Raw genomic sequence first — 13,125 nt, forward strand, 5'->3', positions numbered from 1 at the left:
TGTGCCCCTACTATGCTAATCAAACTGAGTAGTGCTGGATAAATAAATTTCTATGGCTACTTGAAACCTTTACTATAAGGGATTGACTAACATTCTCAGGGTTACTGTGGTTGAGCAGCAGGATAAGGGATACAGTAATGCTATCCGACCACGGTGATGCCTACTTCAAAATGAGTAAATTGGCTGTCTAACTAATGATGTGCTTTTTCTAGTCAAACTTAAACTACTCCTGTTGATTTCTGAACTCAGGTTAGGCATTTCTTGCCAGCACTGACGACAGAACCAGTAGGTTTCTTGTGAACGAATGTGACGAAGCATTTGGTTGAGCAGCAAGGGCAGTTTGCCATAAAATTATTGTTTTATTAAAAAAGTTAAACACAAACAGGTAATTTGCTTTTGGCTTCACTACCAACACTTTTAATTTATAAGCAGAAAATAAAGAACTAATAAAGAAATGAAAGTAGTTAACAAATTTTAAAAATATCCACAAGCATTGCTCACTCCCTATTTTACCCACTTTTGTTTAATCCATTAGTGAAGTAAAATCCCAACCCAGCAATTGAGCAACCTGAGCAGGGAGGGTAACAGGATCAAAAGGTTTGGAGATGACACCTGCGACTTGATATTGTCGCAGAACTTGTGAATCTAACCATCGCGCTTTAGCACTGAGCAAGACTACAGGAATAGTTTGAGTTTCTGGATTATTTCTGAGTTTATTCATCAACTTAAAACTATCCACATCATGGATTGAGATATCTAATACAATTGCATCAGGACTATGGCGGACTGCATTCTCCAATCCTTCTAATGGAGAATCTGCTGTCATCACATTCCAACCAGCTAAATCTTGGAGGCAAAATTTTACTATCTCACGTACATTCAGTTCATCATCAATGAGCAATATCGTTTTGCCGCTTATATTTACCTCTCCTAGCATATTCATTTCATTTTGTATACCTTTCGGGTGGTATAAAATATTTTTATCTGTAAGGAAAAAATATAGTTTACAAAAATAAAAAACTAATAAAGATATAAATTTTGTTACAAAACTTAATAATTAAGCGTCCCAGCCAAGAATCTTGGTAACTTCGTTGCAAATAGAGGTGGGTTCAAAGGGTTTAGTAATCACCCCAGCAATTCCCATCTGGGCGAAACGGGCGCGATCGCTCGCTTGGACTTTTGCTGTTAACAAAATCACTGGTATTGCTTGCGTTACAGAATTTGCTTGAAGTTGCTCGTATACTGCAAAGCCGTCCATGTCAGGCATCGACACATCAAGCAAAATAGCGGCAATAGGTTCTGTCTGGGCGATTTTTAATCCTTCTTCCCCTGATGCAGCTGTCAGAGTGTCCCATCCTCCCAAGTCTTCTAAACAAGCTTGTACTAATTCGCGGATTCGTTCTTCATCATCCACAATCAACAATCTTTTAGTCATTTGTCATTTGTCATTTGTCATTTGTCATTTGTCATTAATTATTCTTTCTCCCCCTGCCCCCTGCCTAATTTCCCGGCAATGGCAGAGTGAAGAAAAACGTACTGCCGACACTAACAGTACTTTCAGCCCAGATTTGCCCACCGTGCTGATCAATAATACTACGGCAGATTGCCAATCCCAAGCCCGTGCCGCCTTTGGTGCGAGAATCAGAGGCATCTACTTGCTGAAATCGTCCAAAGATTGTTTCTAATTTCTCTGCTGGGATACCTCGCCCTCGATCTGCGATCTGGAAGAGTACGCGATCTGTTTGCTTCTGGACATTCAGGGAAATAGTAGAATTGGCAGGCGAGAATTTAATCGCATTACCTAACAGATTGGTGAGTGTTTGCACAATGGCATCAGCATCTGCCCAAACTTGAGCATTGCCAGGGTGGATATTAAAGGTGATATTTTGCTGATTGGCGATCGCTTGCACTCCTGCGACTGCTTGTTGAATTAAATCAGCTGCATTGCAGGTTGTCTTTTCTAAGACAGTTCGATCCGATTCTAAGCGTTCCAAATCGAGAATATCGTTGACAAGACGCACTAAGCGATCGCTGTCGATGGCTGCAATTTCAATCATCCGCTTAAACTTGTCTGGTTTTTTGTCGTAGATACCAGTTTGTAGTAAACCCAGTGCCGCCCGAATTGCAGTTAAAGGAGTGCGGAGTTCGTGACTAACGATGCCAATAAACTCACTCTTGATCAGATCAATCTGCTGTAGTTCAGTGATATCTTCGGCAATACCACCAATCCGAAGTAACTCTCCTAGTTCATTTTTGATCGGGAATGCGCGATCGCGAATCCAACGGATTGAACCATCAGCACGGATAATGCGATATTTCTTATCCCATTGTCCTGTTGTGATCTTTTCAATTTCGATGCGCTGGCGATCTTCTGGGTGAATTGCATCTAACCAACCCGAATAGTTGTTATACAAGTCTTTACAACTTCTTTGCCAGATGGTTTCATAAGCATTGCTCACATATAGAACTTGCTGACTTTGATTATCGGTCATCCAAAATACTGCTTGGATATTTTCTGTCAGCTGACGAAACTTTTCTTCGCTCTCGCGTAAAGCTTCTTCGATGCCTTTGCGCTCAGTGATATCTTGGTGAACCGCAACCAGAACGTCGCCGTAGTCGGGATGCCTGAATACAGAAGTCGTCACATTACACCAAAATGGTGTACCATCTTTTTTAACATTCTGGACTTCATCGGTAGCTTCAGTATTTCGTAAGACCGCAGATAGAGTGGCTTGATTTACATCTTTAGTAGTTACCGATTCGGTGACATAGTTCACAACCGAAACGTGCTGACCAGTGAGTTCACCAGAGTCATAGCCAAACATCTGTTCAAATTTTGGATTGGCATAGACAATAACTGCATTATCAGCTCTCACCAAGCAAATGCCTTCCCCCATATTCCGGGTGATTACAGCCTGAAGCTCCAGCATTTGCGCCTGTTCTAAAAGTTTGAGTTGGGTTTGTTGCTGCTCTATGACTGTTTTTTGCAGGCGATCGTTCATCTGTGTGAGTTGGGCAGTGCGTTCTTGCACCCGTTGCTCAAGTTCGGCATTCAGTTGTTGCAGGGCAATTTGTGCTTCTTTGCGCTCTGTCAGTTCAGTCTGTAACTGTTCAAACAAAGCAGCTTGCTGAATAGCAATGCTTACCTGCGTTCCTAACTGCTGCAACAGAGCAATTTCTGAAGATTGCCACTCACGAGGAGCCGCACAGTGATGAGCCGCCAGTAGCCCCCATAATTCATCTCCTAAAAAAACCGGAACGACCAGATTTGCCCTCACCTGGAGACTTGCTAAAAATTTAAAGTGACAGGAACTAATTCCGGCAGTATAAATATCAGCTTTTGCAGTGACTAAGCCCCCTTTAAAAAGTTTGACGCTATCTTCACCAATGCAAGGGTCACTAATCTGGAGTGGTAAAATGGGCATCCATTCTGGTGCAACAGACTCAACAATGGTAGTTCCACCCCAGCCATGAGAAAACTGGAAAATGATGACGCGATCGCACTTCAGAAACTGCCGCACTTCATCAACAGTAGTTTGCAAGATATCTTGTAAATTGAGCGATCGCCGGATGCGCTGGCTCATCTCCATCACTAAGCGCTGTTGCTCAAATTGCTGTTGCAGCTTATGTTGTGCTTGTTTGCGCTCTTCAATATCCATAATAGTTCCCGTCATGCGAATAGGCTGACCTGCTTGGTTATAAAATGCGTTTCCCCGTCCTTCAACCCAGTGAATGCTATCATCTGCCCAAATAATGCGATACTCATGCTGATAGATGCTATGAGATTGCAATGCCTGTTGGATTGCTTGTTTGACCGTTTGGCGATCTTCAGGATGCAGGCAGGCATTATATGTTTCATACTTACCATCAAAACTTCCAACAGCCAAGCCGAATAACTGTTCGTGTTCTGGCGACCACTTGATTTCTCCTGTCACCATATCCCAGTCCCCACATTCCCATGTGCGCTGCCGATAGAGCCATCCGCAATTGCTTGGCATTTTCTTGAGCCAATTTTTGACTAAGTTGTTTAATTTTTTGTCTGCTGTGCTGAAGATTGCTAGTGAGCAGGTTAATCACTAAGGCAACCAGTAAGAAAATACTTAACCGCAATAATTCTTGTGGTGAATTGATCCAGAATTGAGATCGCGGAGGGATAAATAAATAATCAATTGCCAGTGTCGAAAGGAGAACTGTAACAATCCCTGGCCGAAAGCCACCATACCAAGTACTTACAATGATCGCGATGTAGAAAAATCCACCAATTGTTCGAGAAATAAGCGGTTCTAGCCAGAGTGATAGCGGCAGGGCGATCGCAGTTGATCCAACAGCAACACCGTAGGCCAATAATCGCTGATAAACTATGAGCATTCTTTACTTTTCCATGCCTGAGAGCGCCAGCGCATTCTTTGAATGCGGCTCAATACCCGTGTCACAAGTTCTGGCCCTAGCACTGGCTTGCTGATAAAATCATCGGCTCCGGCAGCAAAGGCTTGCTGGAGAGATTCGGCATCAGTATGGGCTGTCACCACCAAAATAGGTAAATCTCCCCACTGGGCATCCTGGCGCACAACCTGACACAATTCTAAGCCGTTAACTATCGGCATTTCTAAATCTAATACCACCAAGTCTGGAGATGTGGCAATCAGCACCTCCCAAAATTGCTGTGGTTGCGAGAGAGTTGTTACTTCCAGCCCCCAAGGAGTTAGTAACGCCGATAATCCAGCCAGTATTACAGGGTCATCGTCTACGATTAAGACTTTGGCTTCTGAAGTTTTCGGTTGAGTTAAGACACGAGCGATCGCCTGAAAAATCTGCTCGGTTGTGGCAGGTTTATGCAAAAATTGTTTAGCCCCTAAACGCGATACTGTCAGTCTATCTGTTAGGGTATCTCTTCCTGTAAAGACAATCACAGGGGTATTTGGCGATCGCTGTGTTATCTCGCTCAATAGAATTAACCCGTCTTCCTCTGTTGTCGGAAAACTTAAATCCAGTAAAACAGCGTCAGGAGTTGCTAAGGAAAAAAGCGATCGGGCTGTTGCTAAGTTTGGTGCAACCTTCATCCTGATTTTCCATGACTCGGCTTCTGCCTGCAACTGCTCTGTTAGCGTCGCATCATCATCAATTACTAACACACGATAAGTTTGGTTTATTGAGAAGCTTTGAGCAGTGGAAGTGACAGCAGGCTTGGTTAACTCTTGCCGTAATGCTGTTACCAGTTGCGAAAAATCAGAGATTTGCTCTGGAGATAGGGAGGAATATTTAAGCAGCAAATGCTCTATTTTCCGTGCTAGCCGAGAACCCTCTGGATAACCGAATGATCCCATCGAGCCTGCTAATTTATGGGCTTCACCCAATGCCTGCTGCTGTAACTCTTGATTTAAATTCCCTGCAAAGAGCGCAGTTTTTGCCTGCTCCAGCACTACAACCTGTCCGCCAAAAGAATTACGGAATCTCTCCAGCACCCGATTTACAGAAGCCATATCTTTAGCACCAGGTTTTTTCTTGCCATCTTGATTCTTTTCTACAGCAGAGATGGAATGATTAGGTGCAGGCTTGATGCGATAGCCCATGCCATATACTGTTTCGAGAATTTCTTCTGTCAGACCTCCTGCTTTCAGTTTCTTTCGCAAGTCTTTAATATGAGTCGTCACAGCACTTTCAGTCGGTGCATCATCAAATCCCCAAAGTCGGTCTAAAATCGCTGAACGGCTAAAGATACGATCTCGATTTTGCAAAAATAATTCCAGCAGATTATATTCTGTTGCTGTCAGGGGAATTTCTTGGTCATTACAAGTTACTCTACCGGCACTTGCATTCAAACAGAGATTTCCCCAGGTTAACTTGGATGGTGAGATTGCTTCATTACGTCGTAATAAAGAGCGAATTCTTGCTAGTAATGCTTCTGGGTCGAATGGCTTAATGACATAATCATCTGCCCCGGCATCTAACCCGGCGATAATATCTGCATTAGAATTTTTCCCTGTTAACAAGAGAATAGATTTACGGTAGCCTTGCTTTCGTAGTTGTCGGCACAAGCTAATGCCATCCAATTTTGGAATTAGCCAGTCCAGCAAAATTAAATCATATTCAGCCGATATCGCTAGTTCTAATCCAGCTTGTCCATTGCTGGCTATGTCGATAGTATAACGATTTGCACTCAACAACTCGAAAAGTGCTGTACTCAGTAATATGTCATCCTCTACCAACAAAATTTTCATAAGTTGCATCCAAAAAAGATGCTTATGACACCTTCGCTATCACAGCGCTTACATCTGCGTGGTTAAGCTCTTGTGTAATTTTAATATATTGTTACAAATGTTACAACAATTTAATTTAAGTTTATCAATATTTTTTTACAAATATTGATAAAAAAGTCATATTTTTCTTTACTTTGATTATCAAAAGTTAATTTAATTATTTTTTCTGTAAAAACCTAGAATCCTCATCAAATCTTTAGATTTAGAGATTATTTTTTTGAAAGTCTCAATTATGTTTTAGAGATTATGCAATACCTCTACTATCTGCCCAATGCTAGTCTGACACTGCGGGTTGTTGAATATTTTAAGAGGAGTGACTTTCCGATTAAATTTGTGACTGTAATTAATCAATATGATGGTTGGATAATCAAGGTCAAAATGAAATCCTTTATTTCTGTAGAAAGGGATAAAGATATTAGAGCTTTCTTGAGTGAATTAGGAATTATTTACTCACCATCTGATTTGATTAGTCAGGTTTTGAGCAGTTTGGAGGCTGGACAATCAGCAATTAAAGTTATGGTACGCTATAAGGTGGTGGTAGTTTCTCACGGTAGACCGCAGCCCGAAGAGATTGAAGTATTCCGACAAACTTATATCCGCGGATTGGGCTACTGTCCACAAAACTTAGCTTGACTGCAAATTACAGCAAATTTTAAGTTTGTAAGGTACAAAATCCCCCTACCCTCACTGTTGCGTGGGTAGGGGTGAGTGCATTTATCTATAATCTTGACTTTGAATACTCCCCAAACGAGCAGCATCACGGATGTTATATTCGGGTCGAGTAAAGCGATTTAGTTGCATTTCAAAAAAGTCTCGATTGGCTTGTAAATGCTTGGGATTTGGGTCATCTAAAGGATATAAAAGTGCCATTCGCAAGGCTTGAATTACCGCAGAAGTTACACAGTACATTGACCGTTGGAAACTAACTCCTAACTGAATCAACATATCTTCTTCACCCCGGCAATGTTGGCTGTAGTAATCAACAAGATATGGGGGCAAAAAGTGCAACATATCTTGCATTAATAGTGTGGGAGGAATGCCAGCAGTACCCACTGGAAATACATCAGCGTAAAGAATACCATAGTGAAAGTCTTTCTGGTCTGCTGGTACTTGACGCGCTTGAGCATTATAAGATTTTGTTCCCCGGAAGGGTGCGGTACGGTAGAAAACAGCCTCTACATAAGGTAACGCTGCTTCGTACAGCCACATGAAACCCTTGGATTTGGGGATAATTTCGTAGCATTCACCACGAATATAAACGTGATGGTAAATAGGACGACCTGCGATCGCAAATATACCATTAACTAAGAAACTCATTGCCTCTGGGACGCTGCTAATGGTACCTTCGTCATAGCGATCGGACATTTCAAAGAATACTGGGGCCATGATTTCCCAGAATAAGCCTAGATTAGCGTAGTATGACATCTGGCGGCACTGTTCCAAAAACAGATCGGGGAACAGCTTGTAAAGCCCCAGCATTACTGGGTTCCCTTGAAAGTAAGCTTTAATTGCCTTGTCAGCGTTGGCTTTGTATTCGTCGGAATCTAGGTAAGGGTCAAATTGTCCACCCATCCCTCTGTGCCACAACATCGCCCGCATACAAGCTTCTGCAAATTCCATGTTAATGCGATCGTGAAACAAGTGATGCAACAACTTCGGCATTTTGAAAGTTTCACCTTTTTCAATAAATGCCAAAAGTTCTGGATGTGCAGTAGCTTCGCCACGCCAAATTCGCAAATCGGCGTCATCGCCAGCGTAATGATTATGCAGTTCTAAATACTCTTTGGGTAAGAAGTATTTAAAGAAGGGAAGCGGGTTTAAAAATTCGCGTTCGGCAATATAAAGTAGGTCGCGCCAGTAAAAATCCATTGGCACAGCATAAGCTTTATATAAACCGATGATTTGCATCAAATTTTCTGGAGTATCGGGTAACATTGCACCGCCTGCTTCTAAGCGGTGAATTACATCAGCAAATTCGTGCGTTGAAGGAGGTAATTTAATTGCTGTTTTAATTGCTGTCATGTTATGAGAAATGGGGAATGGGGAATGGGGAAGAAACTGTAACCCTATTTCAGCGCGACTTCAGAGATTACGGTTTTTTCTAAAGCGGGAATTGCAGCTACCATTGTTGTAGTTGTGGATTCACTCCAACGCACTAGCCAAGTGGGTTGTACTCCCAAAAAGATGATGAAAGCTGCCAAAATTAAAGCTGGTATTTTTTCAGCCCAAAGAACTTTGGGATAGTAGGCGATGTTATCTAGTTTGCCAAAACAAGTGCGGTTGAGGAGAATGACAAAATAAACTGCGGTTAATCCACTAGCTACTACACACAAAATTGTCGGAATGGGAAAGGCAGAGAAACTACCTTGAAAGACGATAAATTCCGCGATAAATCCTGTTAAACCGGGAATACCTGCACTAGCCATTCCACCTAAAACTAGTAAGGCACTAATTAGAGGTAAGCCGCGTATGGGACTCATCAAGCCATTGAGTTTATCTAATTCACGAGTGCCAACTTTCGCTTCCACGACTCCTACCAAGTGGAAGAGAATCGCCAGGATGATACCGTGACTAAACATTTGGGCGACTGCACCCACAAGTGCTAAAGGAGTACTAGCAGCACCAGCTAGCAAGATATAGCCCATGTGACCGACGGAACTGTATGCTACCATGCGCTTGATATCTTTTTGAGCGATCGCAACTACTGCCCCATAAATAGCGCTGACTGCTCCCCAAATTGCCAAAGTCGGTGCAATAATACTCCAAGCATCGGGAAACATCCCCAACCCAAATCGCAACAATCCATAAGTTCCCAGTTTTGCTAACACGCCACCGAGAAGAATGGCAATTGGTGCTGAAGCCTCAACGTAAGCATCGGGTAGCCAAGTATGGAAGGGAACTAAGGGAATTTTAATGCCAAAACCTAACACTATCCCTGCTAGTAACAGGATTTGTTTGGCTGTTGAGAGGTTTTCTGTAGAGAATGCATCAAATGCAAAATTGGTAGAACCACTCAGCCACACCATACCCAAGAATGTTGCCAGAATTAATGCTCCCGAAACAGCAGTATAAATCAGGAATTTAATTCCAGCATAAGCCCGTTTTTCCCCTCCCCAAATGGAAATTAGTAAGTAGAAAGGGATTAACTCTAGTTCGTAGAATAGGAAGAATAACAGCAAATTTTCAGCGAGGAAAGCGCCTGCTACTCCTCCACTAACTAATAAAACCAGGGAGTAGAACAGCCGGGGGCGTTCAGTTTCTTTACTGCTGCTGTAAATGGAAATCCAGGTGAGCAGGCTATTTAACACCAACATTAATATAGAAAGCCCATCAACACCTATTTGATAGCTCAAGCCAAGGGTTTCGTTCCAGGGTAAATACTCTTTAAATTGCATCCCTGGATTGCTGATGTCAAATTTTAGGAGGATAAAAAGGTTCCAGAAAAGAACTATCCCAGAAAAAATTAATGCTGTTAAACGAATACGGTGTTTAGGGAAACTTGCAGGTAATATTGCTATAGCAATAGCAGCGAAAATTGGCAGCCAAATCAAAACACTTAACATGGCAATTGGGGATTTTAGAAAATTGGTAATTGTTATAAATGTCTCTGAATTCGCGGCAGCATAGTAACAAAGTACATTTCCAGGTGAAACCTGGAAACGAGATTTAAAAAATCTAACTAACTAAACTGATTCTGCCAGTATCTAAATCGTAATAACCACCGACTATTTTCAGCTTTTCTGCCTTGATTAATTCAGATAAAACTGATGATGATTTCAATTTTTCAATTTGTGCTAAGACATTGGCTTTACAAGCATTTTCTAACTTATCTCCTGATTGTTCTTTTGAACTTTCTACGCTTGGTTTAATTGCTTCAAGCAAACTTCCAATTTGTCCTGGTACTTGAGCGCCTTTGATTGCGGCATCTACAGCACCACATCTTTCATGCCCCACCACCATGATGACTTTAGCACCTAATACTAAGCTGCCAAATTCTAGGCTACCAATTTCTTCTCGCGTGGCAATATTACCAGCTACACGGCAGACAAATAAATCTCCAAGTCCTTGGTCAAAAACAATCTCTGAAGGCACTCGTGAATCTGCACAGCCGAGAACAGAAGCAAAGGGCTTTTGACCTTTAGCAACTTCAACTAAGCGCGAACGAGTTTGGTGGGGATTGCGACGTTTTGCTTTGACAAATCTTTCATTACCCTCTAATAATTCTTGCAATGCCTTGTCAGGGGTAATATCATCTTCTACTGGAGCTTTTTTTTCGGCTGCAAGTAAGCTTGAGCTAAGTCCGGCTGTCAATACACCTGTACCGATCGCACCTGCACCAAACTTGAATAAACTTCTTCTGGAAAGATTGAAGTGGGAATATTGTCTGCTCATGAAATTATTTTCCAAATATTAAACTGTTAACTTTTAGTAAGATAGTTACTACTACCAAAGTGTCGAAATTGGGAAAATCAAATTTAAAAACTGTAATCCCCAAAATTGCCAAGTTACCCACATTCCTAAAACACCTACTCCTAAAAGAACGGTTAAGGCATAAAACTGGGTTTGACCAGAGGTGCTGTATTTAAGACCTTCGCCACCTAATAGCGAAAATAAACCAACGAAATTAACGATGCCATCGACTACAAAGCGGTCAATCATATCGGCAAGTTGGGAAATTTTGGCAACTCCGAAAATTACGGTCATTTTATAGAGTTTGGGAGTGTAAAAGTCGTATGCAAACAAGTCTTGCAAACCTTGCCAAGGGAGGCGAATTGGTTTAGGAATATTGCCTAAATAAACCACGCCAGTGATGGTGCAACCGGAAATACTCGACCAAATTAAAAGTAGTACGACATCTTTGTTTAGAGTTGCCCAATCTGGTAAAAGTGATAAGCTTTGCAACACTAAAGGAAGATGTAGACTGACACCAAGTAAAATCATCATTGGCAGAATCATTGGCCAGTGAGCTTCAGGCGATCGCTGACTCATTTGTGTAGCTTTACCACCAAAAATTAAACCAAATTCTCTGGTTAAACTCACGGCTGTTAAAGCATTTACCGCTATCACTACTCCCACTAACCAAGGTTGGGTTTCCCACAAGCCATCTGCTAGTTTTACTAACGCCCAAAAGCTACCCAGTGGCGGAAAACCAATTAATCCCAAAGTCCCGACGATAAAAGCTATTGCTGAAATCGGGCGACGTGTCCACAATCCGCCTAATTGGGTGACATCTTGGGTGATGCTATTCCAGATAATTCCGCCAGTACTCATTACCAATAAGGCTGCTGATATGGCATGGGTGAGTACTAACAATAACGCTGCTTCATTTTGTTGCGTTCCCACAGCAATGAATACTAAACCCATGTATGCGCTTACAGAATAGGATTGGCAGCGTTTAAGATCAATTTGAGCGATCGCTATTAAAGAAGCACCCAACGCTGTCACTACGCCAATGGCCACCATAGCCGAGGAAACTACGGGCGAGATGGTTAACACAGGTTGCAGTTTAATCAACACCCATGCACCACTGGCGACTACTACCGAATTCCGCAAAATTGTACTGGGAACAGGGCCTTCCATCGCTTCATCTAACCACAAATGCAGGGGGAACTGGGCACATTTACCCATTGGCCCGGCAATTAAGGCTAAACCTACCAGTGTCATGGTTGTCGGGTTGACGTTACCAGTAGCCGCCCACTTAGCTAATTCTGGATAACTCCAAGTTCCGGCTAGGGGCCATAATGCCAACACGCCCACCAGCAAGAATAAGTCTCCCACCCGCTTAGTTAAGAAAGCATCTCTCGCACCTGAGACTACTAACGGCTGGCTAAACCATAAGCCAACTAGTAGGTAGGTTCCCAGTGTCAGGACTTCCAAAATTACATAGCTGAAGAACAAGTTATTACACAGAACAAGGGCACATAGTCCCGCTTCAAACAACCCTAATAAGGAATAGAAGCGTCCCCAACCCCAATCCATTTCCATGTAACCGATGGCATAAATCTGCGCCAGCAAATTCAAGCCACTAATCACAACTAAAGCGCCTACACTCACCGAGGATATTTCTAAAGCAATGGTCAGGTCTAAACCAGCTGTAGATAACCAAGGAATAAATACTTCTTGGGCTGGCTGATTCCAAGTTGCTTGTAAAGCGATCGCACTATGTACAAACGCCAAAAATGTCATTACCAAGTTGACATAACCCGCCGGTCTTGGCCCCGTTTTCCGAATGATCCCCGGCGACCAAGGTACGGCTAACAAGCCACCTATTAAGGCATAACACGGAACTAGCCAAACAGTCTCAAGTAGAAACTGAGCCATTAACTTACCTCTATCTTAATTATTAAAAATTTGGGGTTTTGAGTCAACTCGCGTTGATCCCCGTTAACCCAGCGATGTGTACGATGGGCTACGCCTAAGCAGATCAGACAATTTTATCTTTATTTAATGTTCTTAAAAACAGCTTACCGTTATCTTTGTCAAAATGGTATTACTTTATCTAAACAAATTTGAGATAACTACTCTAAAGAAATCTTATATAAAAAACTATTTGAGTAATGAATAATGGATATTGTTTTTTTATCTGTTCATCATGAGTTTTTACTTATTGACATAAATCACAAAAGACGCAAGCCTTTTGCGTCTCTACAATTAAGCTAAATGTGATTCACACTTCGTTAATTTTGTCAATCTGCGAAAAAACAGAAATAATCGCAGGTGATTGGTCAAATTGGCTGATGGGTGCGGGTTTCATGTCGCGGTAGTCCAATAGTTGGACTAAGATCAGATAGGCGATCGCTAAAATGATAGAAATCGCACCGGTAAGAATGGCAATTATTTTTGAGCGGTTCATTAGTATTTCCTGTAA

11 protein-coding genes are annotated in these 13,125 nt (G+C 42.1%); 1 reads left to right on the forward strand and 10 read right to left on the reverse strand.

Features of this window, described 5'->3' with window-relative positions:
• Positions 1 to 523: 523 nt before the first annotated feature.
• The 5 genes from ANSO36C_RS02880 to ANSO36C_RS02900 all read right to left on the reverse strand — a co-directional run bounded on the left by ANSO36C_RS02880 (position 524) and on the right by ANSO36C_RS02900 (position 6,218).
• Positions 524 to 937 carry a response regulator gene (locus tag ANSO36C_RS02880; RefSeq protein ID WP_251958305.1) on the reverse strand — a complete coding sequence of 138 codons (414 nt, stop codon included), beginning with the start codon at positions 935 to 937 and terminating at the stop codon, positions 524 to 526.
• Positions 938 to 1,057: 120 nt separating this feature from the next.
• Positions 1,058 to 1,435 carry a response regulator gene (locus tag ANSO36C_RS02885; protein WP_251958306.1) on the reverse strand — a complete coding sequence of 126 codons (378 nt, stop codon included), beginning with the start codon at positions 1,433 to 1,435 and terminating at the stop codon, positions 1,058 to 1,060.
• Between the two features lie 64 nt (positions 1,436 to 1,499).
• On the reverse strand, positions 1,500 to 3,938 hold the full coding sequence (locus tag ANSO36C_RS02890) for a PAS domain-containing protein (protein ID WP_251958307.1): 2,439 nt from the start codon (positions 3,936 to 3,938) through the stop codon (positions 1,500 to 1,502).
• Positions 3,868 to 4,368: a DUF4118 domain-containing protein gene (locus ANSO36C_RS02895; RefSeq protein ID WP_251958308.1), complete on the reverse strand. Its 501-nt coding sequence runs from the start codon at positions 4,366 to 4,368 to the stop codon at positions 3,868 to 3,870. Before ANSO36C_RS02895 ends, ANSO36C_RS02890 begins: the two co-directional genes overlap by 71 nt.
• The gene (locus tag ANSO36C_RS02900) at positions 4,359 to 6,218 is read right to left on the reverse strand and encodes a response regulator (RefSeq protein ID WP_251958309.1); all 1,860 of its coding nucleotides are present in this window, start codon (positions 6,216 to 6,218) and stop codon (positions 4,359 to 4,361) included. Before ANSO36C_RS02900 ends, ANSO36C_RS02895 begins: the two co-directional genes overlap by 10 nt.
• Before the next feature lie 285 nt (positions 6,219 to 6,503).
• On the opposite strand from ANSO36C_RS02900, the gene ANSO36C_RS02905 reads away from it, so the two are divergent.
• Complete coding sequence (locus ANSO36C_RS02905; RefSeq protein WP_251958310.1) at positions 6,504 to 6,890, forward strand: hypothetical protein; 387 nt, start codon at positions 6,504 to 6,506, stop codon at positions 6,888 to 6,890.
• A gap of 81 nt (positions 6,891 to 6,971) precedes the next feature.
• On the opposite strand, the gene ANSO36C_RS02910 is transcribed toward ANSO36C_RS02905, so the two are convergent.
• The 5 genes from ANSO36C_RS02910 to ANSO36C_RS02930 form a co-directional block, all read right to left on the reverse strand.
• Positions 6,972 to 8,279 carry a CO2 hydration protein gene (locus tag ANSO36C_RS02910; protein WP_251958311.1) on the reverse strand — a complete coding sequence of 436 codons (1,308 nt, stop codon included), beginning with the start codon at positions 8,277 to 8,279 and terminating at the stop codon, positions 6,972 to 6,974.
• A 44-nt stretch (positions 8,280 to 8,323) separates the two neighbouring features.
• Entirely contained in the window at positions 8,324 to 9,820 is a 1,497-nt protein-coding gene (locus ANSO36C_RS02915; protein WP_251958312.1) for an NADH-quinone oxidoreductase subunit M, read from the reverse strand.
• A gap of 112 nt (positions 9,821 to 9,932) precedes the next feature.
• Entirely contained in the window at positions 9,933 to 10,649 is a 717-nt protein-coding gene (locus ANSO36C_RS02920; RefSeq protein WP_251958313.1) for a carbonic anhydrase, read from the reverse strand.
• 51 nt (positions 10,650 to 10,700) lie between these two features.
• Positions 10,701 to 12,578 carry an NAD(P)H-quinone oxidoreductase subunit F gene (locus ANSO36C_RS02925; RefSeq protein WP_251958314.1) on the reverse strand — a complete coding sequence of 626 codons (1,878 nt, stop codon included), beginning with the start codon at positions 12,576 to 12,578 and terminating at the stop codon, positions 10,701 to 10,703.
• A gap of 346 nt (positions 12,579 to 12,924) precedes the next feature.
• Positions 12,925 to 13,110: a hypothetical protein gene (locus ANSO36C_RS02930; protein WP_251958315.1), complete on the reverse strand. Its 186-nt coding sequence runs from the start codon at positions 13,108 to 13,110 to the stop codon at positions 12,925 to 12,927.
• Positions 13,111 to 13,125 lie beyond the last annotated feature (15 nt).

Origin of the sequence: Nostoc cf. commune SO-36, assembly GCF_023734775.1 — a bacterium.
Taxonomy (GTDB): domain Bacteria; phylum Cyanobacteriota; class Cyanobacteriia; order Cyanobacteriales; family Nostocaceae; genus Nostoc; species Nostoc commune_A.

Bases quoted from the DNA above. Each gene is read 5' to 3' on its own strand.
- ANSO36C_RS02905 (WP_251958310.1), top strand. From the start codon at position 6,504: ATGCAATACCTCTACTATCTGCCCAATGCTAGTCTGACACTGCGGGTT.
- ANSO36C_RS02895 (WP_251958308.1), bottom strand. From the start codon at position 4,368: ATGCTCATAGTTTATCAGCGATTATTGGCCTACGGTGTTGCTGTTGGA.
- ANSO36C_RS02890 (WP_251958307.1), bottom strand. From the start codon at position 3,938: ATGGTGACAGGAGAAATCAAGTGGTCGCCAGAACACGAACAGTTATTC.
- ANSO36C_RS02925 (WP_251958314.1), bottom strand. From the start codon at position 12,578: ATGGCTCAGTTTCTACTTGAGACTGTTTGGCTAGTTCCGTGTTATGCC.
- ANSO36C_RS02915 (WP_251958312.1), bottom strand. From the start codon at position 9,820: ATGTTAAGTGTTTTGATTTGGCTGCCAATTTTCGCTGCTATTGCTATA.
- ANSO36C_RS02880 (WP_251958305.1), bottom strand. From the start codon at position 937: ATGCTAGGAGAGGTAAATATAAGCGGCAAAACGATATTGCTCATTGAT.
- ANSO36C_RS02920 (WP_251958313.1), bottom strand. From the start codon at position 10,649: ATGAGCAGACAATATTCCCACTTCAATCTTTCCAGAAGAAGTTTATTC.
- ANSO36C_RS02900 (WP_251958309.1), bottom strand. From the start codon at position 6,218: ATGAAAATTTTGTTGGTAGAGGATGACATATTACTGAGTACAGCACTT.
- ANSO36C_RS02910 (WP_251958311.1), bottom strand. From the start codon at position 8,279: ATGACAGCAATTAAAACAGCAATTAAATTACCTCCTTCAACGCACGAA.
- ANSO36C_RS02930 (WP_251958315.1), bottom strand. From the start codon at position 13,110: ATGAACCGCTCAAAAATAATTGCCATTCTTACCGGTGCGATTTCTATC.
- ANSO36C_RS02885 (WP_251958306.1), bottom strand. From the start codon at position 1,435: ATGACTAAAAGATTGTTGATTGTGGATGATGAAGAACGAATCCGCGAA.